The sequence below is a fragment of the Methanolobus sp. genome, from assembly GCF_016278365.1.
GTDB lineage: Archaea > Halobacteriota > Methanosarcinia > Methanosarcinales > Methanosarcinaceae > Methanolobus.
This window is the reverse complement of sequence record NZ_JADQBZ010000005.1, coordinates 191180-217863: the sequence shown is the minus strand read 5'-3', so window position 1 is coordinate 217863 and position 26684 is coordinate 191180. Positions and strand designations below refer to the sequence as shown.

The following is a 26684-nucleotide window of genomic DNA, read 5'->3' as shown; positions in this document are numbered from 1 at the left end:
CATGAAAGAAAATCAGATCGCATAGTTCTCACGAAGCTCCTTTATCCTGTCCCGAAGCTCAGCTGCCCTTTCAAACTCAAGGTTCTTGGCAGCCATGTGCATTTCGGATTCAAGGTCAATGACAATGTCCGAGAGCTCCACTGCAGACAGGTCTTCCGCAATCATCATCATATCAGAGGCTTCAGGATATTCCTTGCTCTCGACCATCTCTTTCTGCAGTGCTTTCTGTATGGATCTAGGTGTGATACCGTGCTTTTCATTGAATTCCACCTGGATTTTGCGACGCCTGTTAGTTTCCTTTATTGCACGCTCCATTGAACCGGTAATGTTTCCTGCATACAGTATCACATGCCCGTCCACATTCCTGGATGCACGCCCGATAGTCTGTATAAGAGAGCGTTCCGAACGCAGGAAGCCCTCTTTATCAGCATCGAGAATTGCAACAAATGCCACCTCAGGAATATCCAGTCCCTCACGCAGGAGGTTTATGCCTACAAGCACGTCGAATTCCCCCTTTCTAAGGTCCCTTACTATCTCAACCCGCTGAAGAGTATCAATATCAGAATGCATGTACCGCACCCTGATACCCAGTTCTACAAGATAATCGGTAAGGTCTTCAGCCATCCTTTTTGTAAGAGTTGTCACAAGTGTGCGATAACCTGCAGCAGTCACCTTGCGTACCTCCCCGATGAGGTCATCCACCTGGTTATCCACAGGCCGCACAATGATTTCCGGATCCACAAGACCTGTAGGGCGGATGATCTGCTCCACCACGGCGCTGCTTCTCTGAAGCTCATATTCGGCAGGCGTGGCGGATACGTAAAGGACATAGTTAAGCTGCCTTTCGAACTCATCATATCTCAGGGGACGATTATCGTACGCAGAAGGCAGGCGGAAACCGTAGGAAATAAGAGATTGCTTCCTTGCGCGGTCACCGTTGTGCATACCCCTTACCTGCGGGATGGTGACATGGGATTCATCAATGACGACCATGTAATCTTCCGGGAAGAAATTCAACAGGGAAGAAGGCGGCTCCCCGGGTTTTCTTCCGTCAAAGTGACGTGAGTAGTTCTCTATACCGCTGCAGTATCCGAGTTCCCTTATCATTTCCAGGTCAAACCTGGTGCGCTGCTCAAGCCTTTGTGCTTCAAGCAGCTTGTTCTGGGACTTGAGCTTGGGCAACTCAACTTCAAGCTCAGCTTCGATTGACTCCAGCGCACCGGCCATGTGCTCCTCGGACATGACGAAGTGCTTGGCAGGATAAATCATGGTGCTCTCGCCCGGCCTTAGTTCATGGAGCACTTTCCCGCTAACTGGGTCAAAGTAAGCTACGCGGTCTATCTCGTCCCCGAATAGCTCTATACGGACACCCTGGCGCTCCTGAGCCGGATATACTTCAATAGTGTCTCCCCTGGAGCGAAACTTACCCTGCGTGAATTCAATGTCGTTGCGTTCATACTGTATGTTGATAAGATCCTCAAAGAGGGATGCCCTGTCAAGTTCATCTCCCACGGTCAGCAAAATTGACATCTTACGCCATTCTTCGGGGGAACCCAGGTTGTAGATACAGGACACACTGGATACAACGATCACATCACGGCGCTCAAGCAGTGACCTTGTCGCCGAGAGGCGCAGCCTGTCTATCTCCTCATTGATGGATGCATCCTTTTCAATATAGGTATCCGTAGTGGGTATATAGGCCTCAGGCTGGTAATAATCATAATAGCTCACAAAATACTCCACTGCATTATCCGGAAAAAACTCCTTGAATTCAGAGTAAAGTTGCGCTGCAAGTGTCTTGTTATGTGCTATCACAAGTGTAGGCATCTGCACATTCTGGATGACATTTGCCACTGTAAATGTCTTGCCGGAACCAGTAACACCCAGCAAGGTCTGTTGCCTCATGTTTTTCCGGATACCCTCTGTCAGCTGGGCTATAGCTTTGGGTTGGTCACCCTTTGGTTCGTAATCGGACACAAGTTTGAACTGGCGCATTAAATCTAATATTGGACTGAACCTGTATAAACATGTTCACAACGGAAGAGCATGTTTATTCGAGCTCCCTGTCACACTTATAACAGGCCAACACGATCACATGCTCACTACAACATATCACCGGATTGACAGGAAAGGTAACAGGAAGGAAAACACGAAATATATTGTTATCAGAACTATGGCAAGCATTATGAGAGTCTTTACGCTTCCGCTGTCAGAACCTGCGATTATAGGGACAGGGCCAATCATTATGATGCCACCGCCCCTTACACGGGTTTTAGATCCACTCTTCCCAGATTCGTCTGTTTTAAGGTCTCCTTTATCAAAAATATTCATCAGAAAGGAGCCGATACATCCTATGACGATAAGAATGAAGCCCAGGAATATAAGGGACATACCTGCAGAAATAATCAAAGACATTATCGAACTCTCCTGTACACGAAGAGATAAACGAATGCTAGCACAATACCTACCCATAGCATAGTAGAAGTTATTGCGGGAGAGGAGCCAAAGGCTATCGGTATCGGACCAATGAGAATAAGGCCTCCGAAATCACTATTGCTTTCACCTGAAGAGAATAGTGTGCCTAAGAAAACAAGTATAAAACCGAGGAATAAGAAAATAATGCCGGTTTTGAGGGCATTTTGAAAAAAACTCATATTTCAGGATACGTTACCTTCTGTCTTAACCATATTCCATGGAGTTCCTGTGAAACTGTGGAATACCTGTCGGGCCCGGGACCGTCTGACGCGGGCTGGTAACCTCGTCACCAATATACCTATACTCGCGCTGTGTCCTGTTGCCACGGCGTTCCAGCAGGGCCTTCTGGAACATTCTTGAAAGATAGGTCGAGACTGTGCTCTGTTTTATTGCCCCGTATATCCGCTCATAGTGCTGCTGGATGTCCTGCGAGGAAAACCAGACACGCGGGTACTCATACTTCAGGAAGAGCTCAAGCCTTTCATTGATAGTTAGAGAAGAATCATTCATCCTTTCCTGTAAGCTGGTGGTGCGTCCCGTGACACGCTGCCTGACGGGCATTACCCCATGAGCAGCCGGCTGGACTGGTGGATAGTGGAGTGGTTGTTGGGAGTTAATAGATGATACATTCTGAGCCGGCTGTCCAAAGTAATAATACGGGGCCACCGAAGGAGGTAGATAATACTGAGACTGCTGCGGATAAGGCGACTGCTGTTGTTGGTACTGGGCCTGTTGCTGAGCTTGCTGCTGGAAGAAAGCCTGCTGCTGCATAGCTTGCTGCTGTTGCAAGGAAGACTGCGGCATTACAGGCTGGGCAGCATGATCATAAACACTACTAGTACCAGGTACCGGACCTGGAACAGCATTGTAATTAACAGAATTAGAAGGTACATTAGTGTGTGAGTAAGCAGACGAAGGTTCGGTGTGTTTTGGGTTCTCGTCCTCGATAGAGTCAATGAATGCAAGAAGACACCGTTTCCAGTGCTTCCCGCCAAACTCGACATTTGTGCTCTCAATGCCATCTTCATCGATGATCTCAAGCCGAACCTTCATCTTTTTGCCTCTTTTTGCAGATCCATTCATCCCCTCAGATATAATGGATTCACAAACCATTTATCCCCTCAGATAATGGTTGCTCGTTTAATCTTGATCTGTTGTTGCGTTAACACATCCGGAACACTTTGTTGCGTTGTGCCTTGCAATTACTTAAATGGAAGTAATAATATATAAATCTTTTCTTTTATTTTAGTGCTCATTTGTTTTAAGGACAATTAAAGGCATATTATTCCTTCTTTCATATTTTTAAGAGATTAATACAGCCAAATTATCCAGTGAACAATTTAATAACTGCAATTCATGCTAGATAAATATTTCTTTTTTGTACTATAGAGGTATTAAGAGAGGGATTTAACAAACAAATACAGCATTCAAACCTTTAATTAGAGAATAAAGTCATATTGTACCTTAAAATGCAGTACAACAAAAAATACTGTCAAAAACAGTGTTTTAAGTGAAAGGGCAGACCACAGAGAAATAAGCAAAGATGACCGGATATTGGCAGACTTTTTTCACCGACCTTGTGGTGCAAACCCATGAGGCTTGATTTATGATTGTCCTATAGTTGAGTTTATATTAGATGGTGCGTATAGTATGCCCCTATGTCTAACAGTAGTGCCGAATCACCGGCTGACACTAAGAATCCAAAGCTGGCCGCTCAGTCTGAGCCAGATGAGGTTAATAAAAAGGATGTAGAGTCATTACTGCAGGAGATCGAGATACTTAAGGTAAATAACGAGAACATGCGTGCAAAACTCCTTGAAGCAAGCATGATGGCGAATACTTACCTCGATGAATCCAGTAAACTCAAAAAACAGATCGAGCAACTGACAAGGCCGCCCCTGTTCATCGCAAGTGTCATGGAAGTCGAAAAGGACATGGCACTCATAAGGCAGCATGGGAACAACCAGGAAGTTGTGACTAAGATCCCAACTCATTTCCAAGGCGAGATACAGGCAGGAATGAGAGTCTGCGTCAATGCCGCATTTTCCATAGTATCTATAATAAGCAGGGCTGCCGATGTTCGTGCGCAGGTCATGGAACTCATCACATCACCCGGTATAGACTATGATATGATAGGCGGGCTTGATGATGTGCTTAAGGAGGTCATTGAATCCGTTGAACTGCCTCTGACAGAGCCCGAACTCTTTGAGCGCATAGGCATCGAGCCACCCACCGGAGTATTGCTCTATGGCGCCCCGGGTACAGGTAAAACACTTATCGCAAAGGCTGTTGCATCCCGCGCACAGGCAACTTTCATACGAATGTCAGGTTCAGATCTCATCCAGAAATTTGTAGGAGAAGGTGCGCGACTTGTTAAGGACGTTTTCCAGATGGCTCGCGACAAAGCACCAACCATCCTTTTCATTGACGAGATCGATGCAGTGGGTGGCATGCGCACACACGACGGCACGACGGGATCTGCAGAGGTCAACAGGACTATGCTGCAGTTGCTTGCCGAGATGGATGGATTTGATGCAACAAACAACGTAAAGATCATTGCCGCAACTAACCGGATAGACCTGCTTGATCCTGCATTGCTACGTCCCGGACGCTTTGACCGTGTGATTGAGGTTCCGCTACCAGATGAACAGGGCCGCACAGAGATCTTCAAGATACACACCCGCAAGATGAAACTTGCCCCGGACGTAGACATTGAGAGTATCGCCAAAATGGCTGTCAACCTTAGCGGCGCAGACATCAAGGTAATCACAAAGGAAGCCGGCATGTTCGTCCTGAGAAGGCGTGGCACAGAGATAACCATGAAAGATCTGACAGACGCCTACGATAAGGTAGTCTCGGAAGAAGAGAACAATATCCCTCATGGTATGTTTGCCTGAAACAAACATACCCCTCCATTATTTAACGAAAGGTTAATATTCTATAAACTACTTTCAGAGATGCTGTTAAGCCAAAGCAAATCGAAACAACTTGCTCCGATAGTGTAGCACGGCCAATCATGCAGGACTCTCACTCCTGCGACTCGGGTTCGAATCCCGATCGGAGCACCTCACTACTTCTTTTTATGTCGCCTTTAATAGCCTTTTAGAGTATTCTTTGTCAGGGCTACAAATAAGTGTACCCTTCCAGATTTTCCAGATATTTATAACGGCTCTAATGAAAGAATTTTAGAGTATGAGATTTAGAATATGAGAGCAGAAACTAAATCTGCGCCCATGCAAGTATACATAAGGATGAGAATAACCGAAGAGAATTACAGACTTCTGGAAGAGAAGTCCAAAGAGCAGGGAGCAAAAAGTATCAGACTAATACCTGTTGAATATTTAATCGTTGAGAACAGAACAATCCTGAAATGCGAGTTTGGTTGCAATGGTTATGGCAGCCAGGTCTGCCCTCCGTTCATACCCCAGGTGGACGAGTTCAGGAAAATGCTTAATGATTATGAATGGGTGCTGCTTGTAGACTGGAAATCCGATAACTGTTTTTCAAGAGAGATCAGTGAGAATTTTGTAAAATACAGCATCATTCCACCTGAAGATAAAGGTACAAAAGAGAAACATCAGGACACCTTAAAAACAGTGATTCGAGAGCGTAAGGAAAGGATACAGCCAGGAAGTATCGAGCTTGAGAAGCTTGCCTGGGAACTGGGATACAATACTGCCCTTGCTACTTTTCCGGGCATGTGCACATGGTGTGCCACCAGTGATTATTCCGAGGTCAACTGTGCGGGCTCCAAAGGGCCATGCCACCACCCGACAATTCGCAGACCATGCCTTATGGGCCTTGGGATACGGCTGGACAAAACATTGGATAGATTAGGGACACCCCTTCAAAAATTCCCCTTAAATGATGCAGTTCCCTCCCAGTACACAATCATCTTGCTGGAGTGAGATAGCATATAATAGCGATGCATATTCTTATTAAATGAAACCGGAAGGTAGGATAGATGTTTGAGGAAGCATTCCGAGAGTAATATCTGATATTACGAAAAGTATTAAAAGTATTACTGCCCTCCATCATCCCTGATAAATATGCAGGAAAGTTCAACCGAAACCACAACCTTGCAGATACCTTCCTTCGAAGAGGCAGCAAAGTTCCATGGCCATGTCTGCCCCGGGCTCACAATTGGCTACATCGCCGCAAAAGCAGCCCTGGAAAAACTTCATACCGAGAGGGATATCGATGAGGAGCTCGTCACCATTGCAGAGAACGATGCATGCGGGGTCGACACCGTGCAGGTGCTTACAGGCTGCACCATAGGCAAAGGCAATCTCATCTACCGGGACCATGCAAAACAAGTTTTCACATTCATATGCAGGGATAGCGGCAAGGCTGTCAGGATTGCCCTGAAGGCAAGTTTCAACATAGACAACATCGATCCCGAAGTGAACAAGCTGCGCCCCAAGGTAATGTCAGGGAAGGCTACCGAGGAAGAAGCAAAAGACTTTAGAGAGCGCATGGAAGGTATATCCCACACCATGAGGCACACTTCTGTTGAGGAAATGTTCGATATCAGATTCGTGGATGCAGAGATACCTCACAAGGCCCGGATATTCAATTCCCTGAAATGTGCAAAATGCGGAGAGATGATGGCTGAATCCCGCACCAGGGTGCAGAATGGGGAATTCGTATGCATCCCTTGTTTTGAAGTGTACACAAGAGGCTGGTAATCTTTAAAATATATGGTTGAGGCCGGACCTCAACCTGCACTTATCTTTTTATCCTTGCTGCGACAATTATTCCCCGCAAAGCGAATAATATCCCAAATCCCGGAGCTGCGACAGAGTCTCCTGTAACCTGTGAGTATGCTTCCGGTTGTTTTACTGCGGATCCCGTTCCAGTTATATCAGGAATTGCCTGCATGTCTGCATCAGAAGTGTTTGATGCCTCATTGTTTCCAGAGCCGGTATTTTCCTGCGGGCACTCCGGACATTCCGGGCAATCGTCCACCTTGATGGTAACCTTCTGTCTCAGGTGAACTTCAGGTCAGATGCAGTTGTGTCCTCGGTCTTGATACTGATACCGCCATGAAGATCGAGACCCTGTTTTGACTTAAGGGAAATGCTCTTGCTGCTGGCCATTACAAGGGCATCGTCGCCGGTGTTCATGACCCTGCTTCCTGCACATATCACGCATCATGCAAACACGAGAGTAGTATATTTAGGATTTATTGTTACATTAAGTATGAATAAATAGTAAAATTTTAATACTAAAGGTGGCAATTGAGATTATAATTTAGCACAGGGGAATATGAAATGCAAAAAAACAGACATATGATTTTAGCCATATCGATTATCACAATGCTAATCTTTATCACATTCTCTGCAGGGTGTATGGAGAGACCTTCAACCGCCATAAATGCACAGTCCGGTACCGGAGAAACAATAACTGTGACAGACGCCCTTGGCAGAACCGTGGAAGTCCCCAAGTCCCCGGAACACGTCATATGCTCCGGTTCCGGTGCCTTACGCTACCTTACTTATCTTGAGGCACAGGAGAGGATTGTTGCAGTGGACAGCATTGAAGCCCAGCAATCAAAATACGATGCCCGTCCATATGCACTTGCAAATCCACAGTTCAAGGATTATCCTGTGTTTGGAGAATTCAGGGGAAATGATGACCCCGAGAAGATACTGATGCTTGACCCACAGCCACAGGTTATCTTCAAAATGTATTCCACGGCAGGCTATGATCCCGCAGAATTGCAGAAAAAAACCGGGATACCTGTGATTGCCCTCAACTACGGAGACATGGTCAATAACAAGGCAGACATGTACCAGTCTCTGCGCATTATGGGAGAGGTAATGGGGAAAGAGAACCGGGCAGAGGAGCTCGTATCCTTCTTTGAGGCGACCATCGCAGATCTGAACGAGCGTACTGCAGATGTGCCTGAGGAAGAGAAGATTACCTGCTATGTAGGTGGCATAGCCCGCTCAGGTCCGCACGGATTCCAGTCGACAGAACCCACGTATCCTCCGTTCCATTTCGTAAATGCAAAGAATGTCGCATACGATCCTAAGAACCTCAGCACAGCAGAGGTTGCAAAAGAGAGTATACTTGGCTGGGACCCGCAGGTCATATTTGTCGACCTCTCGACAACCCAGTCCGAAGACAAGTCCAGCGCCCTGTACCAGCTTCAGAACGACAACTCCTACAGGCAACTCAGGGCGGTGAAGAGCGGGGAAGTATATGGGGTGCTGCCTTATAACTGGTACACGCAAAACCAGGGCTCTGTGCTTGTAGATGCCTATTTCGCCGGAAAGCTCCTGTACCCGGACAGGTTTGAGGATGTGGTACTCGAGGATAAGGCAACAGAGATATACACGTTCCTTGTTGGCAGGGGCGATGAGGATGTAGGCAGGAATGTCTACGACAACATGCTGAACGCCTTTAGTATTCCTGCATTCACGAAGCTGGAAGTGTGAGATACAAGGACACGGTGAAAGGATGAACAGTAAAGAAGGAGACATAGCTGCAAGATACAGGGAGCACACAGGCAGAAAAAGAACCTACATCCTTGCAGGACTTGTGCTCCTGTTTGTGGCTTCCATCCTATCAATAGCCACAGGTTCGGTGGATATCCCACCCATGGATGTTGTAAGGACACTTGCAGGATACAGTGTTTCTACAACGTGGGACAGCATAATATGGAATGTCCGCCTCCCCCAGGTCCTGACGGCCATTGTTGCAGGTGCCGGGTTGGCAGTATCGGGAGTAGTGATGCAGTCCATACTCCGCAATCCTTTGGGTTCACCTTTCACACTTGGAATATCCAATGCAGCGGCCTTCGGGGCAGCGTTCTCTGTCATAATCCTGGGTGCAGGCAGCACAAGCAGCCGGATCGGAGACGCGGTGACCATCAACAATCCCTATGTGACAACCGTGGCAGCATTCGTGTTCGCGATGCTTGTGACTGCAATCATACTGATGTTTGCCAGGATCCGGGGGACAACGCCTGAAGTTATGATCCTTGTGGGCGTGGCGATGGGCTCACTGTTCACAGCCGGGACCATGTTCCTCCAGTACTTTGCAGACGATGTGCAACTGGCATCCATGGTATTCTGGACTTTTGGAGATACGGCCAGGGCAAGCTGGGAGGAATTGGGGCTTATCACTGCCATAGTCGCGGTTTCTATTGTTTATTTCATCTTCAACCGCTGGAAGTACAATGCCATTGATGCAGGAGATGAGACCGCCAAAGGTCTTGGTGTCAACGTAGAACGAGTCCGGCTCTGGGGAATGATATGGTCATCTCTTGTAACTGCCATCATTGTGGCATTCCTGGGAGTTATAGGCTTTATCGGATTGATATGTCCCCACATGGCGCGCCGCATCATCGGGGATGACCATCGCTTCCTGATAGCAGGAAGCATCGTTATGGGATCCCTGCTGCTGCTCTGTGCAGATACCGTGGCAAGGGTCATGATGCAGCCATACCAGCTTCCGGTAGCCGTACTGACATCATTCCTGGGAGCACCTACCTTCATTTATCTTATACTCAAGGGGAGAAGAATATGATATTAGAAGTCAACGGAGTGGAATTCCAGTACCGTAGCAAAGAAGTACTCACGGACATAAGATTTCACCTGAAGAAGAACGAGATATTAGCCATATTGGGACCGAACGGAGTGGGAAAGACCACACTGCTCAAATGTATGAACGCCATCCTCAAGCCAAAGAGCGGCACCATACTCGTGGACAAGGAAGATGTCCTCAAACTTGAGCAGATAGACATTGCACGACGCATGGGATACGTACCCCAGCGCTGTGAATGTGCCAGGCTGACAGCCTTTGATGCTATTCTGCTGGGCAGGATGCCACATATAAAATGGAACATCACTACTGAAGATGTGATGCTGGTTGAGGCAACCATCAGGAAACTGCATCTTGAGGAGCTTGCCCTGAGGTACATTGATGAGCTCAGCGGAGGCGAGCTCCAGAAAGTGGGGATTGCACGCGCCATTGCACAGAACCCAAAACTGCTTCTGCTTGACGAGCCAACAAGCAGCCTTGACCTTAGAAATCAGCTGGAGATACTTAACATCGTAAGGGATGTTGTCAGGAAAGAGAATGTCTCGGCAGTAATGACAATGCATGACCTCAACCTTGCCTTCAGGTATGCTGACAAGTTCCTGTTCCTGAAGAACGGCACTATCTTTGCGGCAGGCAGTATGGGTGAGATCACGCCGCAGACTATCGAAGAGGTTTACGGGGTACCTGTCACCATACAGAACTACATGGATGTATCAGTAGTAATACCCGTGTGAGATCCGGCCACATGACCCCATGCAAATAAAGATTCAGGAGGAACACCATGAATTCTCAGAATATTGATTGGAATGATGTCTGGATAGAGCAGATGAAAAGGCATCAGCAGTGCAGTAACAGGAAAGAGTGCGCATCCATATGGGAAGAAAAGGAGAGTGCGAAAAGATTTTGGGAAATGTCACAAAGAGATAACCAGAAAAGGTCCCGGGAAACCATCAGATCCCTACACATCACACCACACTCCAGAGTCCTGGATATTGGAGCTGGCCCCGGAACACTCGCAATCCCGCTTGCAGAGAAGGTAAGATCCGTAACTGCTGTTGAGCCTTCAAAAGGCATGATAGAGGTTCTTGAGGAGAACATGGCCGAATATGGGTGCGACAATATCTCAGTTGTTAAGAAGAAATGGGAAGATATCGATATTTCGCAGGACCTTGATGGACCTTATGACGTGATAATCGCATCATTTTCCTTAGGGATGCCGAACATCCGAAAGGCCATAGAGGACATGCAGGCAGTATCCTGTGGATACATCTATCTCTACTGGTTTGCCGGTGAGACATCATGGGATATACATTCCAGGAAAATATGGCCACAGCTTCATGGAACTGAATACCATATAACGCCGAAGTGCGATGTGCTTTACAATGTACTGTACAACATGAGTATTTATCCCGATGTGGAAACTTTCAAACTTGGGCGCACAGAAACATACTCCTCCCTTGATGAAGCAGTAGAGCAGCTATCAAACCATTTCTCACTTGCAGACAACAAGCAGAAAGCAATACTTGAGCACTACCTGAAAGAGAATCTTAAAAGGGAGAACGGGGGCTATATCTACGATGCAAGCTCCACCAGGGTGAAGATGTGGTGGCGCACATAGGAGAATTAATAGCGGCAAGTCCGATTTTTCTTCCAGGTATCCCCTCATATTCCATCCGTACCAAAAAAGAGTGACGTGTAAGTAATAAATAAAGGTGGTAAAAATGGAAGTACAATGCATAGGCAGGATAAAAAGCTCATTCAGTGAACCGGCAAACCCGGAAGAGATGCGCAAGGCAATAAGTGTGATAGTGGTCAATGAGGAGTATGAGGACGGCCTGTATAGAATTGAAGAAAACAAACACATCCAGGTGATTTTCTATTTTGACAGGTCAGAAGGATATGAGCTAATAGCAGAGAGAAGAGTGGGAGGGGTGAAAGGTGTCTTTGCCTCAAGGACCCCGGGAAGGCCAAGCCCTATCGGAGTTACCGTTGCAGAATTAATCGAAAGAAGAGGAAGAGAGCTGGTGGTCAAAGGTCTTGATGCACTGGATGAAACACCGGTAATCGACATAAAGCCATATGTGCCTGCTTTTGACATGTCATCCAAAGAAGGTACTGAAAATATCTAAAAGGGATAATCGCTGCACATTTGTCGACAGAGACAACTTGTTTGTGTCGAGTGTAAAGGACCTACTACTCTTTTTAATATCGTGGGTCCGAATCATTTTCCCCAAAGATGCCAGACATCAACAAGGCCACAGAGAGTAGGGAAACGATCCCCAGGTAGTATATCTTTGTAGAGGAATATTGTGAGGTGCAAGCATAGGAGATTCAGAGTTTCTTATCCTGTACCTTTTCCCAAATCCGGGTTACTACATCCTGCACTTTATCCCTGGCACCGACCTTGACGGTCATATCGGCATAAAATGTGTAAAGTCCTGTACGCTCCCGGTAGAGTTCCCGCAGGCCCTTGCCCTTGAGACCTACAACGCCCCTTGTATCAATATTGGAAAGCCTTCGGGCGATGGTCTCGAAGGGTACGTCGAGGTAAACAACGACCGAGTTTGCTTTGAGGAATTGCATTGCTTTTTCGGAGTAGACCACACTTCCACCTGTTGCAATGATACTGTTGCCCTTTAACTGAAGGCCAAGAATACTCTGCTCCTCAACACCTATGAGCGCCATGTCACCTTGCTCATCCACAATTTTCTGGAGCAGGGAGCCTGCTGCGTGGATGATCAGATTGTCAGTGTCGATAAAGGCATACCCCGTGAGGCGTGCAAGCCTTTTCCCGACAGAACTTTTCCCGGCGCCCGGCATTCCTATCAGCGTTATTATCATGGCAACTCCTGAATATATCCTGCCCGGCCGCCGGTCTGACTGATGGCTATCTGAAACTGTGGAAGAATTGCCATCAGTTTGTCAGCGCCTGTATGGGTGCGGGGATCCTGCCGCCCCTTGCGATGAATTTCTCGGAACTGTACCTGTTCACAGGCATGACAGGGGCCCTGCCAAGCAGGCCACCGAACTCGACCATGTCACCCACGGTCTTACCCGGGACGGGGATGAGCCTTACAGCCGTTGTTTTCTTATTTATCATGCCAATGGCCATCTCATCTGCGATTATGGCAGAGATCGTGGATGCAGGAGTGTCACCGGGGATAGCTATCATGTCAAGCCCTACCGAGCATACGCTGGTCATCGCCTCAAGCTTATCAAGGCTGAGGGAGCCACGTAATACTGCGTCTATCATGCCTGCGTCCTCGCTTACCGGGATGAAGGCCCCGCTTAAGCCCCCGACAGAGGAGGAGGCCATAGAGCCGCCTTTTTTGACAGCATCGTTGAGGAGTGCGAGTGCGGCAGTTGTGCCGTGGGTGCCGCAACTTTCCAGACCCATGGCCTCAAGTATTGCGGCGACACTGTCACCGATGGCTGGCGTCGGGGCCAGGGACAGGTCAAGAACGCCAAACTTTGCGTTGAGGCGCCGGGCGACCTCTTTGCCGATGACCTCTCCTACGCGGGTTATCTTGAATGCGGTCTTCTTGATGCACTCCGAGATGTCGCCAAGTGAAGGGTTCTCCAGGGCGCGCACGGCCGAGTTGACCACTCCGGGGCCGCTGACACCGACATTGATGGTGCACTCGGGCTCACCTATGCCGTGGAAAGCTCCTGCCATGAAGGGATTGTCGTCGGGCGCGTTTGCAAAGACCACGAACTTAGCGCAACCGATACCCCCCTGGTCGCGGGTAAGGTGGGCGGTTTCCTTTATCACCCTGCCCATGAGGGCCACAGCGTCCATGTTTATGCCGGCCTTTGTTGTGGCGACATTAATGGACGAGCAGACTTTCTTTGTGCTTGCCAGTGCCTGGGGGACTGAGTTAATGAGCCGCAGGTCGCCCGGAGTCATGCCTTTCTGTACAAGGGCACTGAACCCACCTATGAAGTCTATGCCTACGTCGTGGGCAGCCCTGTCCAGTGTCCGGGCAACGGAGGTGAGGTCCGGCTCTTTGCAGCTTTCCGCAACGATGGCGATGGGAGTTACGGATATCCTTTTGTTGATGATAGGAATACCGTAGAGGCTCTGCACATCGTCGGTGGTCTTTACCAGGTCTTTTGCGCAGGTGGTTATCTTTTCATAGATGTTCTCGTTGAAAGTGTCGATATCGGGATGGCAGCAGTCGCGCATGCTTATGCCCATGGTGACGGTCCTGATGTCAAGGTTCTCATTGGTCACCATTTTGATGGTCTCAAGGATCTCTTCGGGATGGATCAGCATTCAAAGGCCTCCGGGCTTATATCCTGTGCATGAAGCGGAAAGTGTCCTCATGTTGCACTTTGACCTCGACCCCGAACTCATGCCCTTTAGCTGCCATGGCTTTCTGGAAAGATGAGAGGTCGAAGTTATCTTCTTTTATCTCTGCGAGCATTATCATTGTGAACAGGGACTGCATGATCGTCTGGCTGATGTCAACGATATTGACGTTGAAATCCGCCATCACCCGTGTGATGCCTGCTACAATACCGACCTTGTCGATACCTATGACTGTTATTACGAAACGACTTGGGACCATGATCTTACCTTTTAAGAATGTAAGTGATGTTTGCATGTATAATATAGGAGGTCATATTTTGATTTTGCCTATAAATGAGCTATTTTTCAACAAATTCCCAACGGTCCTGAACTTTCGATGATAATTGCGATACTTCTATGAATATGATATCTCCGGACGGTTTAAAGCGAGAAGGAATTCAGCACACTATATATAGTATTAATGATACTAATTTTAATGCTCATATATGTGAGATTAGTCGGATGAAGCATCTGGCACATCCTGATGCGCCATCCCTGCCCGAAATGTATGCTGACTAATATAAAATAAAGCTGCAGTAGCCATATCAGGCTGCAACAGCAAATTTATATTAAAAAAGTATATATAGAAAAGATATTATTATAATAATGATGAGATTGGCAGAAATGCCCGTCAGATGAGTCAAAGTCGAACACTAGGCGATATACAATGGTAAAAATTGTACATGCACAAACTGTACTCACCGAGGATGAGCTTGCAGCTCTAAAAAAGAAGTGCAATGAGTCCTCAACGAAAGAAGCGCTGAGTATAGCAGTGCAACATTATCTCGAGTGTGAGTATACTAACCTCGACGATAAAATGTGGGCTAAGAAGCTTGAAAAAGTAGTCCAGAAAAAGAAGCAAAAGAAAGTGTAGACTTTTGAATGAGAGAGGAACATATATGAGCAAATCAAACCAATTCCTTAAGGAAGAGGATGCAGTATCCCCGGTCATCGGTGTAATCCTGATGGTCGCAATTACTGTCATCTTAGCAGCAGTCATTGCTGCATTCGTATTCGGCATGGGACCACCAGAGCAGGCACCGCAGGCGAGCTTGAGAGCAAGTTCTGCAACAATTACTGATGGTTCATACACATTTTCCGTGATTAAAATAGAACATCAGGGTGGCGGCGAACTTGTATTGCAACCTGCTAACACCAGAGTTGTCGTTGATGGAACAGTAGCTGAACTCGTAGTTACTCCAGCTAACTCAACATTTAATGCAGGTAACGTAATGTATGTGTCTTGGTTCAACAGCACTGATAAATATTATGTAGATACATTCAAGAACACCACTGCTGTTGATGACGACATCGCCACAACCGGTGACACAGTCAACGTCAAAGTTGTCGATGTTTCAAGCCAGCAGATGATTGCAGACATGAACGTCAGGTTCTAAATATAAATACTTATGACGCCTCGTGCGTCATTCTTTTATCTTTTTTACATAACTCCAGAGAGTGCCGCAACTTGATGGGAGAATGAATTCCAGATAATGAAACTTGGCTTATTTTGCGTGTGGCATAGCATCAATGGACGCTATGTTTTAGACTAGCAATGGCGTGCCTTAGATATTCAGACGGTCTTATCATCCTTAACTTGCAATTGTTAGATCGTTTTTATTGATATTTTCAGACACTGATTAACACGGGATTTACACGGATCTCATTTTTTGCGGGGTTTAAAGTCTATTGTCCTTGCAAATCCGTGTTAATCCTGTAAATCCGTGTCTAGGCAGTTGTTTGAAAAACAGGTAGTCTTAATGAAAAAGGAAATAGACTTTTAAATTATAATTCTAATTGGGTAACCTCATAGAGGTTTTTACTACCAATCCAGTACAAATTGGTATTTATTGGTATTCAATTCCTCATTTCACTCCTTTATACCTGTACATATAACTCTTGCCTCTTTCTATTCTCTGGACATATCCCAGTTTGACGAGATGTTGCATATCGGTCCTTGCAGTGTCATAGGCAACATTGTACTTTCCTTTGATCTCAGCAATTGAGAAATACCTGTCAGGTTCTTTGAGCAGGTTCTTGAGTATGCCGGCCTGTCTGAGATTCAGGTTCTCAGAGGCTTCGATGATGTGCATTGTATCATAATTCTCCTGCTTTTTTAGAGCGATATACTCCTCGAGATCATTCAATGCCTTTTCTATTGCTGAGAGGTTGTAGTTTATGAAGTATGTAAGGTCATTCTCATCGGTTTCCGTATACAGATAGGCCAGTGAATAACTTGTTTTGGAGCGCAGCAGTATCCTGGATATCGGCATGTACTCAAAGAGCCAGTAACCCCGGCTGAGCATGTACCAGTAGAAGATCGACCTTGCAGACCGCCCATTACCATCGGTGAAGGGGTGGATATAACCTATCAGGAAGTGGAGTATAATGCCTTTGATGAGGGGATGGATGAAATCCTCTTCATCGTTGCTGGCGAACATGCAGAACTCTTCCATGAGCGAGGGGATTTTCCGGTAGTCAGGCGGGATATGATAGATCTTGCTGCCATCATGAGGATCAGCCACGACAATCTCGTTGTTATCCCTGAACCTGCCTTCATGTTCGGGATCTTCAAGCGTGTCGTGTGTGATCTCCCTATGGATCTCAAGCAGTGTTTCCATATCAATGGACTTTGTTTTCATCTGTGCTATCCTGCACATTGTCTGATAGCCATTGAGGATCATCTTTTCAGAGTAGTCCCTGGGTTTTCGCTCCTGACGCAGCATTTTCTTGGCTGCTTCCCGTGTGGTTGCGGCTCCTTCCAGCTGGCTTGATGCGATGGCTTCTTCCATGAGCGAGTTAAGAATGTACCGCTTCCTGTCCGCAGCACTCACACCTCCTGGCCCGCTTTCAAGATATCCGGCGCCTTTTGTGTCCAGCAGGTGCAATCTCCTGAGCGTATCACCGGATAAGACATACCGGAAGGTCCACTCTCCAAACTCGACACGTCTGGCTTGCAGTGTCCTTGCGCTTTTGATCAGAGCCCACATTTGTTCGGCCTCCACAGGTAGTTTGCGGTGCCGGAGCTCTTCCCAGTGTATATATTCCCGGTTGTACTTTGCAACCATTTCCTGCATCTGCGGATCAACAAACATGTGGAGCATCTCAGGATGCTTCCCGACTATCTCCCACATATCAGGCGCCTTCTGTGGTATCTTCATAACTACCAATCCGTTACTTTTAGGTAGATATTGGTAGTTATTGAAATAAAAGCGTTACTACCAATTTGGTATATATTGGTAGATATTGGTACTGCCGGGGCACATACTGCTTCAGCCTCTCACCAGCCCGGGCTTTAATCCCAGACGGTCCTGGAACTCCGTAGGTATGTCATTTCAGTGGTCGACCAGTAAGTCCACTAACCAGGGTTTCTTTTGCGTGTGGCATAGCATTAATGAACACTATGTTTTAGGAAAGATAAACTCTATTTTGCTCTTTAACCACCTCTAAATTATCACAACAATCTTAGTTGAACTGTAGTAACAGGACCATTGAATTTTCCAGAGACTTAAAAGGTCCCAGATGTTCAAAAGTCCGTACATTTGTGCAAGGCTTAAAAGTAAATCAATAAGAAAATGTATATATAACAGCACATAGTAGGCACATAATAGGAATATTATTTGCGCTACTTGGTTTAATTGGCTTCTTTTACAAAAGCATATATTGATTTTATTCAGGTAATGCACTGACTTCGATCAAGGAAGTGCCCACATGGATCAATCATTGATAAAAACCATAACAGAGATGGAAGATGCAACCGACATACTTCTACTTTTAAGGCATAGTCCAAAGGAAGCGGATGCCTTGTCAGAATGTTTAGCTACGGACTCGCAGGCTTTGCTTCCACAGTTACAGGTGCTGGAGGGAAAGCACCTGGTTTGTGCTTATGATGGCGGATATGCGTTAACGGCAATAGGGAAGCTGGTGGTCGAGCAAATGGTTCCCCTGCTTGACAAGCTGGAGATAGTCATTCAGAATGGGAGCTACTTCAGTAACCATAAACTGGATTTCATTCCCGGCCATTTATTGTCCCGGCTGGAAGAACTGGGACCTGGTAAAGTCATCCATCCACCTCCTGTGGAAATATACGAACCCAATAAAGAGTTCATTGATCAGACCAAGGATTCCGCATTTCTTCATCTCATCGCCTCTTCCCTCTTTCCGGAATCTGCGAAAACGCTTGCAGAGTTGAATGATAATGGAGTGGATGTTTCAGTCATCTTTTCCGCTAAACTATATGATCACATCCTGCAACACAAACCCCAGGACCTTGAAAGACTCGCAGGCTCCCTGCAGTCGAAATTTTACAGATACCCTCATGAGATAGAAGTTGTGTCATCCGCCCAAAATGGCCACTGCCTCAAGTTCAGGATGCTCTCATGTGAAAACGAATACAATTTTAAACAGATAACATTTTCCAGTCAGAGTGCCACCAAATGGGGCAAGGATCTTTTTGAGCATTACAGGCAGCAATCCATCCCAGTGGATAAAATTTAACATCCGGTCAGATCACTCCCCCGGAGCAGCTCGCCGGGAAACTCCAACCCGGAATGAGCAAAAAATATAGGAAAATGTTGCTGTAGTTATTTTTATTTTAATTAGTAAATATTAAAAAAGATTATATACTATACAGAACACCTTTTATATAACCAATCAAAAGGATGTGGTTTTGTGAATTATGAAGGTTTGTTGAAAAGCTCCTGGAATTTCCAGAAGGACAATATAGTAGTTTATGCAGTTGCAACGCTGATAGCGTTTGTTGGTTCGATATTTATAGTCACCATAGCCCCGCTATATTATGGGCTTATGAATGTGGCAGTAAAGGGTGCAAGATCCCAGCCTGTAGAGATAAATGATGTTTTCGAAGGATTTAAGAATGGCAATTTTGTCAGAAGCTGGGTATATATGCTGATATACCTGATTGTTGTCGGCATAGCCAGCGAGATAGCTTCCATCCTGGGCACTATCGTGGGAATTATTTTCATCTTCGGTATGCCCCTGCTTGTGATCAAGGGATACGGCGGTGTTGATGCTGTAAAGGAGACCTTTGAACTTGTAAAGGCAAACCCGGTGGAAAGCCTGGTGCTTTACATAATAATGGCTGTCCTGAACGTGATCGGAGCAATAGCACTTATCATAGGACTGCTTGTAACAGTACCACTCTCCACGATATTCCTTGCAAAAGCAACAATGGAAGTGTCAGGAACGACCGCCCTGATCGAAGATGCTTCTGCAACTACAGTTGCATGAGAACTCAAAAAGCAGACTAATCTAAAATAGTTTGCAGATTCCACATCTGCAAACAAACTTTCTTGACATTATTTATTTATTTATTTATTTATTTATTTATTTATTTATATTCCATATATCTCAGTGCCCTTCTTAACTCTCTCGATATCCCTGTCAATTACAGACAGCCGGTTCTTGTCCACCTTCAGTCCCGCGAGGCTCTCGATGAACCAGATAGACTTGACATGGTCATCAGGAGTGAGCTTCCAGTCAGGTTTTTCCATGTAGAAGTCGATGCCTTCCGCATAATGCATCAGCTCGGACCTGACCTGTTCGGTAAGCCAGCCAAGCTCCTCATAGTAAGAAAGGATATCAGGGAGATTATTCCTGCCCACGAGTCCCATCAGGAACTCAAGCCATTCCATGCAGAGCTTCATGTTAGTTGAATTCTTGGTTATGCTGGAGAGGTGTACGCTCTGGCCATACCCCTTATAACTTCGGGCCCCGATCTTTGTGAGCTCGGACTCGACATACTCGGTCATAAGGTTGAGATTTTCCTTGAGCCTGGCATTATTAAGCTCCGAAGCTTCCTTGAACTCCCGAAGGTCACCGGATGTTGTTCCCAGTCCGTCCATCAGGGAAGATATCGTCTTCGCAAGTTCCATTGACATGGACTGTGACTCCCCGTGGGATTTCTCCATAGTACACAGGCGGTCCTCCATCTGAGAGAACATTGCCATAGCATCTTCAAGCCTTGAGAACCTTGCGTCGGTCTCCTGTGAGGACTCATGCATCTGCACCAGCAGGGCTGTATAGGAATTGACAAGTTCCGAAATACCCTCTTCTATCTTTGTCAGCTCATCCCTGATACCAGAGTTCTCGGAAAGCACACTTACAAGCCCGTTTTCAATAGAGACGACCTTCTCATCCAGAAAACCCAGCCGTGCAGGAGTATCTGCGAGACGCTGCTCCCCTTCTTTAAGCCCTGCCATTGCAAAGCCAAGCTCTTCCATGTTCGCTGAGAGGCCAAGTACATTGCTGTCAATATCTGCAAAACGGGATAGCGCATTCCCTATTTCTTCCCGCATATCCCTTAATTCCAATGTAAGCTCTTTTATCTTCTCATGCCCCTCTCCGGAGAGCACATCTTCCGGGAACACAGGATCCCGGAATTCCTTATCGGCACAAGTCTTGGATAAAGACTCCACATCATCATTTCCCACGGGTATTGTATTTAACAGATCATTGTCAAGATCAGGAACATACTTCTCATTGACTTCCTCCTCCGGGAAAAGATCGAAACGATGTTCCTCCTTTAGTTCCATCAGAGGGTCCTCTATTGGAATGACCTTTCTTATGTCCTCATTACCAGGATTTATGGACGGCTCCTGCGCCCCCTGCCAAACATCAGCTCCTTTTGAAGCAAAAGGATTTGCAGATTCCATGGGATCTGTTGTAGTGGCAGGTCCGGACCGGATACCGGCCCCCCCTGTGCCTGAAAAGGGATCTGCCCGTACAGCGTCTGGTGCGAAAGGCGACTGGGAAACCGGAGCATCTGTGGGAACCGGTTCATCCCTTATCTCCTCCATTCTTTCAATGAGGCTTTTCCCCATAACCAGACCCTTTAATAGTGACTTCATCGCAGTTCCGGCACTATCGAGATTCTTCCGGAGAACGTCCATTTTTAGTATCGGGGGCTTAGGAGATATCGGGCCGGGAGGGGAAGACATCTGACCAGGGAAAGTATTACCTGAAGGTGGCGTGCTTCCAGTAAACGGATCAAAAGGAGAGGGCGAACCGCCTGGAAATGGATTTCCACCAGGCGATGTTGCAAAAGGATTCGAAGACTGCCGGACAGGATCAGGGAAAGGATTAGCAGATGGCGTTGTAGGGTCACCAAAAGGATTTAACGGAGGATTTACCTGCCCCGGAAAAGGATCACTTGGTGGTTGCATCTGGCTGCTATATGGATCTGCCTTGAAGTCTGCATGGCCTGCAAACGGACTTTGCTGCTGCATCGGTGGAATAGAAATGCTGTCTGCTTCCAGGGGCTTTGAAGGATCTTCATTCAGGTGTGCCAAACCCGTAAACGGATCAGGGGAAGGAGCCACATAGTCAGGCAGTGAATTACTGAATGGAGAAAAGGGATTCTCCGGAAGAGCACCCGGAAATGGAACAGGAGTGCGGGATTGTTCCTCCTTCAATTCTGCCTGTTTGGGAGAGAATGGAGAAACAGTTGTTTCTGTAAGACCCTCACCAGATAGACCGGGAACTTCAGTGTTCGGTATTTCCTCGTCCGGGAGCTGCAATTTGAAAAGGGGTGGCGGAGATCTTTTACCCACTTTATGGGGAGGCACAGCAGTTAATGTACTCACGGAAGGGAGTTTTGTATCATTTAAAGGAAGCTGACCGACACCGGGAGTTCCTTGCATTGGAGGCACATCCTGATTATTACCAGGGAATCCGGTTTTCAGAGATTCCAGGAAGGAAAGATCCCCCGAAGGAGATGATTGTGGAGAAGATTGCGGGGAGAACTGCGGGGGAAATTGCGGACTGAATGACGGTTTCAACTCTTCAGCGGATTCCGGACTCTTTGAAGATTGATTAAACATTCCGGAGAGATCGTTCATATTCCCAAAATTAGGTGGTGCGAACGGCGCTGGCTGCCCCTCAGGCTTGTTCTCGAAAGAGGGCATCTCGATCTTGATCTCTTCCATCGGCATCCCGGAAAATGCACTGGCAAGAATATCAGGCATGGAATTTGCAGGCGAAGGAATAGATTCGTCCGATTCGCCCTTACCTGTCAGGAAGGCGGGCAATTCTGGAGCAAATGGTGCGGCATTAGGGGATTTATTATCGGAGCCTTTTTTAACATCCCATGGGAATTCAGTCATAGAAACCAGCCATATAAGAGGAAGAAGATTATTATATATTATTAAATATTATATGTTTCATTTTTATATAAGATTTGCTCTTGGCATCATCAATGAAAACAAAACTAGTCCTGGAGCGAGGTGCTGAAGAAAGAGTCATCTGAGAACAGTATGATTATATAGAAAATGTTTGGAACGCCTGCACATACTTTTTTGAAAAGAGTTTAGGCGCACGGGAATAATTGAGGGAATGGACGAGAGATAAGGGATGAAATTTGTGCTAAAATTCATTGCTGTGAGTTTGTGCGCCTAACTGTGCATTAGAAATAAAGATATATAAACCTTTCCAGGCACTCCAGAAAACAAAAAACATGATGAGGCTATGAGGAGATAGGTTTTTAAGAGTGCTTATAAATTGTTACTACCTCACAATAATATATTATTATATATGTTAATTACCAAAGTGGTCAAGGCCGGGCTTTGCAGGAAACCCACCTTTCATCTATCAACCACATAATCCAGGAAGAGCGCGGAGAATAGAGATTTAGGATAGAGACGGAAAACATAACAGGAAACTCTCGCTGTGTATCCCATTTACCCGGTAGTTACCTTGTACTATCCGGGCTTTCTTTAAGAGAATCCGTGAGCCAAAAAGCGTGCGCATCAGGCATTTTCGAAAATTAGGGGAGGCTTTTAGAAGACCGTATTGTGCAGGGATCATACTTTAGAAACCTTGGCATTTGCCACAGAGTATCGCACCATATCTTCAATATCCACTTTATCTTCTTCAACAGGAAGGGAAGCAAACCTGGCTTTGACCTCCGGATGCTGAGGGACCGCCCCACAACTTGCTGCCGGTCTTATCGAAATATCATAAGTTCCGATCTTCTTTGCGAGGTTAATGATCTCATCCTTATCAAGACCTATCAGTGGGTGATAAAGGGGAGCACAAAGGCCAAAGACTTCAGCATGCATATTAGCTGCTGTCTGGGAAGCAACCTGTCCTAGGGAAGAACCGGTAATGATACCGGATGCACGTTCCATGTTCATGATCTCAAGTGCGATCCTGTACATGGTGCGCTTACACAGCACGCAGGTCTTCGCACGGTTACAATTATCTATGAATGCCCCGAGATTCTGGCCGTTTGGGACCTCATAGACCTTGAAAGGCCGGCCAGGACACCATTTCTGAAGCTGGTTGATGCAATCCATAGTGCGCTGCCTTGCACGCTCATCACTGTATGGCTCATTGTTACAGTAGATAGGAATCACTTCAACACCCCTTTTCATCAGCATCCATGTCGCCACGGGGGAATCAATTCCTCCGGATACAAGAGACACCATCTTACCCTGTGTGCCAAGGGGCAGTCCACCCACACCGTTTACATGCTGGGTGAATACGTAGGCATGTTTCTGCCGCATCTCTACAAATATCTCCTTGTCCGGCTCACTCAGGTCCACAGATGGAGTCATACCTTGAGACTCAAGCATTGTCCATACAGCGTCACCGCACTTTATCCCCAGGTCCCGGGAAGAGAAATCGTGATTCCCGGTACGTCTTGTCCTGATAGCGAATGACTCCCCTTCCCGGATGAAGCCATCAGCAATTTCCGCGCACATTTTAGCGGCTGCCTCCATGCTTGCTTCAGTTGTTCTGGCAGGAGAGGTAGAAACCACGCCAAAGACATCTGCCACTACCCTTGATGTGTTGGGATCTGTACCATGAATGAATACCCGGCCCCACTCACGACTTATAGCTGAATACGATACACTATACTGCCGGAGCATTGCCTCGATATTGCTCATCAAGGTCTTTTCATACCAGTTCCTGACACTGCTGCTCTTAAGGGCAAGTTCGCCATACCTGACAATGACTACATCGTTCATCATGCATCAATCCAAAGCATATTAATTAAACTTAATCCAGGCCCTGAAGCCTATCTCTTTATTCTGAAATCTGGAAATTTACCAGAAGGAGAGGACCAGCTTACATCCAGACCTTCCACATTGGCAAAAGCAGGTCCTTGCTGAAGCAGACCTATCAGTTCCTCAATAGCATTCCGTGGGCCTTCGGTCACTATCTCGACCCGGCCGTCAGGCAGGTTCCTGGCAGAACCCACCAACCCGAGTCTGATCGCATTTTCCTGTGTAAACTTCCGATAATAGACTCCCTGAACTTTACCCGAAACTATAACAGTAGCAGATGCAAGTGTCTCTGCACCCGTATTTTCATTATGCATACGGCCATATTTGTTTGCGGATTATAAGAACTTTGGCCTTGCAGACAGCATCTTTGCCAGAGGCAGCCCTTTGTAAGGCATGCCGGAGGTCTCGGAAAGTATCCGGGCATTGAGCTGTTCAGGCGTCATTTCGACCTTCTTTGGCTTCTCCGGCTGGGACTCTGCTCTGAGGGTCACATTGATATTGCCGGTTTCAGCCTCCTTGTCACCTATAACGACAATATAGGGTATCCATTCACGAGCCGCCTCACGGACCTTCTTACCCACGGTGTCCTCGCGGTCATCAATATCAACGCGGCATTGGAGCTGGTCTGCGATCTGCTGTGCAAATCCCATATGTTTATCCGATATGGGTATAACTCTTACCTGTGTCGGCGAGAGCCATACCGGAAGCATGGGCACACCGCCATTCTCAGTCCTCATGGCCTCTTTTTCCAAAAGGCCATATATACAGCGCTCAATAGCCCCGCTTGGGGAGCAATGCAGTATGACCGGCTTCTTTGCCACTCCATCGGTATCGATATAGTTGATGTCATACCTCTCGGCGTTCTCCACGTCTATCTGTACAGTCGAGAGCGCGCTTGCCTTTGCGAGAGCATCAACGAAATTGAACTCGAACTTAAGCACGAAATAGAAGAACCTTGTATCCCACATCTCCACCAGAACAGGCTTTTTAACGGTCCGGGCCAGATTTGTTATAAAGTCCCTGTTATCATTATAGAAATCCCTGGTGAATCTTACAGCCACCTCAAAGTCATCGACCTTGATACCTACTTTATCCAGGACTGATATACACATATTATACTGCGCATCGAACTGTTCCACAGCCTGCTGCATGTCAGTACAAAGACTGTGCATGTCAGGCATGGTAAAGGCACGCAGCCGTCTGAGCCCGACTAGCTCCCCGCGCTGTTCCTTGCGGAAACTGTACCGGGTCATCTCGATCATCTTCATTGGCAGGCTTTTGTAGGAAATGGTCATGTCATGGTTCATAAGGAATTGACCAAAGCAGGCAGCGAACCTGAGGAACATATGCCTTTTGTCAGACTCTATTGAATACTGCCTTGCCGGGAACCTGTCAAGGTATTTTTTCAAGGTTGGATGATTCATGTCGTACATCAGCGGAGTCTCAACCTCCATAGCGCCAACCTTGTAGGACTCTTCCAGCACGAATTCCTCAAGAAGGGATTTTATCAGCCGCCCCTTTGGATAATAGCGCATATTACCCGAGTCCGAGCCTGGCTCGTAGTCCGCGATCTCCAGCCTGCGCATCAGTTCCACGTGAGGCGGGGCTCTCTCGACTGCCCTCTGCTTTGATATCTCATAGTTGACGAACTTCTGAAGATTCTCATGTCCTGTGAAATCAAAACCTTTGGTGTCGTGCAGTTCCCCATCTGGTGTGAGTATATGCCAGTATGAGCGGGCAGTGCTCTCTGCTTTCAATGCTTCGGATACGACCTCTTCTTTCTCTTCCTGGCAAACAACAGGTTCTCCGCAAGCTGCGGGCTTGCCCTCAGGGACTATAGAGCGGGAGAGTTCTGAAAGGGGATGACCTTTACAGCTGATCCTGAAAGCCTTGTACCATCCAAATGGTGCTCTTTTGACAGTATAGTCACCGGATAATGCTTCCTCTACACCCTTGAGGACAGCTACAGCAGCTTTGGGTGAGGAGAGGTCTGAACTCAGATGCGCGTAAGGATAAAGCATGATATTGGCAGCCTTTACCTGGCCTGCCACATTCCGGATCTCGCCCACTGCCTTGTTTATAATTCCATCGATATCGGACTCATCTGCTTTTTCTACTGCCATGAAAGCTGTCAGAGCCTCCTCAAGCCGTCCGGTCTTGAATGACTCTTCTATTTTCTCAGCTACAGGAGTACTTTTTTTAACTTCGTATTCGATGTAATCAGAATGGATTAATAACAATTGCATTGGTTCACCTTTGAGATAATGCTAACATAATTA

The 26684-nt window shown here is 46.8% G+C and carries 26 protein-coding genes and 1 tRNA gene; 13 read left to right on the top strand and 14 right to left on the bottom strand.

The window, feature by feature from the left end:
- Positions 1-12 precede the first annotated feature (12 nt).
- From uvrB to QZZ22_RS06140, 4 genes are all read right to left on the bottom strand, one after another.
- Positions 13-1995 (bottom strand): excinuclease ABC subunit UvrB, encoded by a 1983-nt coding sequence (uvrB, locus tag QZZ22_RS06155; RefSeq protein WP_292463434.1) that lies wholly within the window; start codon positions 1993-1995, stop codon positions 13-15.
- Between the two features lie 117 nt (positions 1996-2112).
- Complete coding sequence (locus tag QZZ22_RS06150) at positions 2113-2415, bottom strand: DUF131 domain-containing protein (RefSeq protein WP_292463432.1); 303 nt, start codon at positions 2413-2415, stop codon at positions 2113-2115.
- Positions 2415-2654: a DUF131 domain-containing protein gene (locus QZZ22_RS06145; protein ID WP_292463430.1), complete on the bottom strand. Its 240-nt coding sequence runs from the start codon at positions 2652-2654 to the stop codon at positions 2415-2417. Before QZZ22_RS06145 ends, QZZ22_RS06150 begins: the two co-directional genes overlap by 1 nt.
- 25 nt (positions 2655-2679) lie before the next feature.
- A complete protein-coding gene (locus tag QZZ22_RS06140; protein ID WP_292463428.1) occupies positions 2680-3588 on the bottom strand; it encodes a hypothetical protein in 909 nt (302 codons plus the stop codon).
- A gap of 545 nt (positions 3589-4133) precedes the next feature.
- Here QZZ22_RS06140 and QZZ22_RS06135 point away from each other — a divergent pair.
- The 4 genes from QZZ22_RS06135 to QZZ22_RS06120 all read left to right on the top strand — a co-directional run bounded on the left by QZZ22_RS06135 (position 4134) and on the right by QZZ22_RS06120 (position 7163).
- Positions 4134-5372 carry a proteasome-activating nucleotidase gene (locus QZZ22_RS06135; RefSeq protein WP_292463426.1) on the top strand — a complete coding sequence of 413 codons (1239 nt, stop codon included), beginning with the start codon at positions 4134-4136 and terminating at the stop codon, positions 5370-5372.
- 93 nt (positions 5373-5465) lie between these two features.
- Positions 5466-5540, top strand: a tRNA-Glu gene (locus QZZ22_RS06130).
- A gap of 186 nt (positions 5541-5726) precedes the next feature.
- Positions 5727-6383: a DUF2284 domain-containing protein gene (locus tag QZZ22_RS06125; protein ID WP_292463424.1), complete on the top strand. Its 657-nt coding sequence runs from the start codon at positions 5727-5729 to the stop codon at positions 6381-6383.
- A 141-nt stretch (positions 6384-6524) separates the two neighbouring features.
- On the top strand, positions 6525-7163 hold the full coding sequence (locus QZZ22_RS06120) for an FmdE family protein (RefSeq protein WP_292463422.1): 639 nt from the start codon (positions 6525-6527) through the stop codon (positions 7161-7163).
- Between the two features lie 40 nt (positions 7164-7203).
- Here the strand turns inward: QZZ22_RS06120 and QZZ22_RS06115 are convergent, their stop codons facing one another.
- Positions 7204-7443 (bottom strand): hypothetical protein, encoded by a 240-nt coding sequence (locus tag QZZ22_RS06115; RefSeq protein WP_292463420.1) that lies wholly within the window; start codon positions 7441-7443, stop codon positions 7204-7206.
- A 20-nt stretch (positions 7444-7463) separates the two neighbouring features.
- Positions 7464-7601 (bottom strand): hypothetical protein, encoded by a 138-nt coding sequence (locus QZZ22_RS06110; protein WP_292463417.1) that lies wholly within the window; start codon positions 7599-7601, stop codon positions 7464-7466.
- A gap of 225 nt (positions 7602-7826) precedes the next feature.
- On the opposite strand from QZZ22_RS06110, the gene QZZ22_RS06105 reads away from it, so the two are divergent.
- The 5 genes from QZZ22_RS06105 (at position 7827) to tsaA (ending at position 12155) form a co-directional block, all read left to right on the top strand.
- The gene (locus QZZ22_RS06105) at positions 7827-8918 is read left to right on the top strand and encodes an iron ABC transporter substrate-binding protein (protein ID WP_292463415.1); all 1092 of its coding nucleotides are present in this window, start codon (positions 7827-7829) and stop codon (positions 8916-8918) included.
- A 22-nt stretch (positions 8919-8940) separates the two neighbouring features.
- The gene (locus QZZ22_RS06100; RefSeq protein ID WP_292463414.1) at positions 8941-10011 is read left to right on the top strand and encodes an iron ABC transporter permease; all 1071 of its coding nucleotides are present in this window, start codon (positions 8941-8943) and stop codon (positions 10009-10011) included.
- Positions 10008-10760, top strand: coding sequence for an ABC transporter ATP-binding protein (locus tag QZZ22_RS06095; protein ID WP_292463413.1), 753 nt, complete (start codon positions 10008-10010; stop codon positions 10758-10760). Before QZZ22_RS06100 ends, QZZ22_RS06095 begins: the two co-directional genes overlap by 4 nt.
- A 47-nt stretch (positions 10761-10807) precedes the next feature.
- Positions 10808-11644, top strand: a complete 837-nt coding sequence (locus tag QZZ22_RS06090; protein ID WP_292463411.1) for a class I SAM-dependent methyltransferase — start codon at positions 10808-10810, stop codon at positions 11642-11644.
- A gap of 103 nt (positions 11645-11747) precedes the next feature.
- Positions 11748-12155, top strand: a complete 408-nt coding sequence (gene tsaA, locus QZZ22_RS06085; protein WP_292463410.1) for a tRNA (N6-threonylcarbamoyladenosine(37)-N6)-methyltransferase TrmO — start codon at positions 11748-11750, stop codon at positions 12153-12155.
- A 202-nt stretch (positions 12156-12357) separates the two neighbouring features.
- Here the strand turns inward: tsaA and QZZ22_RS06080 are convergent, their stop codons facing one another.
- The 3 genes from QZZ22_RS06080 to QZZ22_RS06070 form a co-directional block, all read right to left on the bottom strand.
- On the bottom strand, positions 12358-12867 hold the full coding sequence (locus QZZ22_RS06080; RefSeq protein WP_292463409.1) for a shikimate kinase: 510 nt from the start codon (positions 12865-12867) through the stop codon (positions 12358-12360).
- Between the two features lie 73 nt (positions 12868-12940).
- Complete coding sequence (locus QZZ22_RS06075; protein WP_292463408.1) at positions 12941-14302, bottom strand: PFL family protein; 1362 nt, start codon at positions 14300-14302, stop codon at positions 12941-12943.
- A gap of 16 nt (positions 14303-14318) precedes the next feature.
- Positions 14319-14597, bottom strand: coding sequence for an ACT domain-containing protein (locus tag QZZ22_RS06070; RefSeq protein ID WP_292463407.1), 279 nt, complete (start codon positions 14595-14597; stop codon positions 14319-14321).
- Between the two features lie 447 nt (positions 14598-15044).
- Between QZZ22_RS06070 and QZZ22_RS06065 the strand changes: the two genes are divergently transcribed.
- The gene (locus QZZ22_RS06065; RefSeq protein WP_015054337.1) at positions 15045-15251 is read left to right on the top strand and encodes a DUF5371 family protein; all 207 of its coding nucleotides are present in this window, start codon (positions 15045-15047) and stop codon (positions 15249-15251) included.
- Positions 15252-15276: 25 nt separating this feature from the next.
- Positions 15277-15774 carry a type IV pilin N-terminal domain-containing protein gene (locus tag QZZ22_RS06060; protein WP_292463405.1) on the top strand — a complete coding sequence of 166 codons (498 nt, stop codon included), beginning with the start codon at positions 15277-15279 and terminating at the stop codon, positions 15772-15774.
- A 468-nt stretch (positions 15775-16242) separates the two neighbouring features.
- Here QZZ22_RS06060 and QZZ22_RS06055 read toward each other — a convergent pair whose 3' ends face one another.
- Positions 16243-17538, bottom strand: coding sequence for a Fic family protein (locus QZZ22_RS06055; protein WP_292463404.1), 1296 nt, complete (start codon positions 17536-17538; stop codon positions 16243-16245).
- A 550-nt stretch (positions 17539-18088) separates the two neighbouring features.
- On the opposite strand from QZZ22_RS06055, the gene QZZ22_RS06050 reads away from it, so the two are divergent.
- Positions 18089-18874: a transcriptional regulator FilR1 domain-containing protein gene (locus QZZ22_RS06050; protein ID WP_292463403.1), complete on the top strand. Its 786-nt coding sequence runs from the start codon at positions 18089-18091 to the stop codon at positions 18872-18874.
- Positions 18875-19048: 174 nt separating this feature from the next.
- Positions 19049-19627, top strand: coding sequence for a hypothetical protein (locus tag QZZ22_RS06045; protein WP_292463402.1), 579 nt, complete (start codon positions 19049-19051; stop codon positions 19625-19627).
- Positions 19628-19731: 104 nt separating this feature from the next.
- Here QZZ22_RS06045 and QZZ22_RS06040 read toward each other — a convergent pair whose 3' ends face one another.
- The 4 genes from QZZ22_RS06040 to QZZ22_RS06025 form a co-directional block, all read right to left on the bottom strand.
- Positions 19732-22500: a FlaD/FlaE family flagellar protein gene (locus QZZ22_RS06040; protein WP_292463401.1), complete on the bottom strand. Its 2769-nt coding sequence runs from the start codon at positions 22498-22500 to the stop codon at positions 19732-19734.
- 696 nt (positions 22501-23196) lie between these two features.
- Positions 23197-24369, bottom strand: a complete 1173-nt coding sequence (thiI, locus tag QZZ22_RS06035; RefSeq protein WP_292463400.1) for a tRNA uracil 4-sulfurtransferase ThiI — start codon at positions 24367-24369, stop codon at positions 23197-23199.
- Between the two features lie 47 nt (positions 24370-24416).
- Positions 24417-24719, bottom strand: coding sequence for an acylphosphatase (locus QZZ22_RS06030; protein ID WP_292463399.1), 303 nt, complete (start codon positions 24717-24719; stop codon positions 24417-24419).
- A gap of 21 nt (positions 24720-24740) precedes the next feature.
- Positions 24741-26651, bottom strand: coding sequence for a threonine--tRNA ligase (locus QZZ22_RS06025; RefSeq protein WP_292463398.1), 1911 nt, complete (start codon positions 26649-26651; stop codon positions 24741-24743).
- Positions 26652-26684: the final 33 nt, after the last annotated feature.

Bases quoted from the DNA above. Each gene is read 5' to 3' on its own strand.
- QZZ22_RS06075 (WP_292463408.1), bottom strand. From the start codon at position 14,302: ATGCTGATCCATCCCGAAGAGATCCTTGAGACCATCAAAATGGTGACC.
- QZZ22_RS06060 (WP_292463405.1), top strand. From the start codon at position 15,277: ATGAGCAAATCAAACCAATTCCTTAAGGAAGAGGATGCAGTATCCCCG.
- QZZ22_RS06150 (WP_292463432.1), bottom strand. From the start codon at position 2,415: ATGTCTTTGATTATTTCTGCAGGTATGTCCCTTATATTCCTGGGCTTC.
- uvrB (WP_292463434.1), bottom strand. From the start codon at position 1,995: ATGCGCCAGTTCAAACTTGTGTCCGATTACGAACCAAAGGGTGACCAA.
- QZZ22_RS06105 (WP_292463415.1), top strand. From the start codon at position 7,827: ATGGAGAGACCTTCAACCGCCATAAATGCACAGTCCGGTACCGGAGAA.
- QZZ22_RS06070 (WP_292463407.1), bottom strand. From the start codon at position 14,597: ATGGTCCCAAGTCGTTTCGTAATAACAGTCATAGGTATCGACAAGGTC.
- QZZ22_RS06055 (WP_292463404.1), bottom strand. From the start codon at position 17,538: ATGAAGATACCACAGAAGGCGCCTGATATGTGGGAGATAGTCGGGAAG.
- QZZ22_RS06145 (WP_292463430.1), bottom strand. From the start codon at position 2,654: ATGAGTTTTTTTCAAAATGCCCTCAAAACCGGCATTATTTTCTTATTC.
- QZZ22_RS06100 (WP_292463414.1), top strand. From the start codon at position 8,941: ATGAACAGTAAAGAAGGAGACATAGCTGCAAGATACAGGGAGCACACA.
- QZZ22_RS06110 (WP_292463417.1), bottom strand. From the start codon at position 7,601: ATGAACACCGGCGACGATGCCCTTGTAATGGCCAGCAGCAAGAGCATT.
- QZZ22_RS06080 (WP_292463409.1), bottom strand. From the start codon at position 12,867: ATGATAATAACGCTGATAGGAATGCCGGGCGCCGGGAAAAGTTCTGTC.
- QZZ22_RS06125 (WP_292463424.1), top strand. From the start codon at position 5,727: ATGAGAATAACCGAAGAGAATTACAGACTTCTGGAAGAGAAGTCCAAA.
- tsaA (WP_292463410.1), top strand. From the start codon at position 11,748: ATGGAAGTACAATGCATAGGCAGGATAAAAAGCTCATTCAGTGAACCG.
- QZZ22_RS06030 (WP_292463399.1), bottom strand. From the start codon at position 24,719: ATGCATAATGAAAATACGGGTGCAGAGACACTTGCATCTGCTACTGTT.
- QZZ22_RS06135 (WP_292463426.1), top strand. From the start codon at position 4,134: ATGTCTAACAGTAGTGCCGAATCACCGGCTGACACTAAGAATCCAAAG.
- QZZ22_RS06065 (WP_015054337.1), top strand. From the start codon at position 15,045: ATGGTAAAAATTGTACATGCACAAACTGTACTCACCGAGGATGAGCTT.
- QZZ22_RS06040 (WP_292463401.1), bottom strand. From the start codon at position 22,500: ATGACTGAATTCCCATGGGATGTTAAAAAAGGCTCCGATAATAAATCC.
- QZZ22_RS06050 (WP_292463403.1), top strand. From the start codon at position 18,089: ATGGATCAATCATTGATAAAAACCATAACAGAGATGGAAGATGCAACC.
- QZZ22_RS06120 (WP_292463422.1), top strand. From the start codon at position 6,525: ATGCAGGAAAGTTCAACCGAAACCACAACCTTGCAGATACCTTCCTTC.
- QZZ22_RS06095 (WP_292463413.1), top strand. From the start codon at position 10,008: ATGATATTAGAAGTCAACGGAGTGGAATTCCAGTACCGTAGCAAAGAA.
- thiI (WP_292463400.1), bottom strand. From the start codon at position 24,369: ATGATGAACGATGTAGTCATTGTCAGGTATGGCGAACTTGCCCTTAAG.
- QZZ22_RS06025 (WP_292463398.1), bottom strand. From the start codon at position 26,651: ATGCAATTGTTATTAATCCATTCTGATTACATCGAATACGAAGTTAAA.
- QZZ22_RS06140 (WP_292463428.1), bottom strand. From the start codon at position 3,588: ATGGTTTGTGAATCCATTATATCTGAGGGGATGAATGGATCTGCAAAA.
- QZZ22_RS06090 (WP_292463411.1), top strand. From the start codon at position 10,808: ATGAATTCTCAGAATATTGATTGGAATGATGTCTGGATAGAGCAGATG.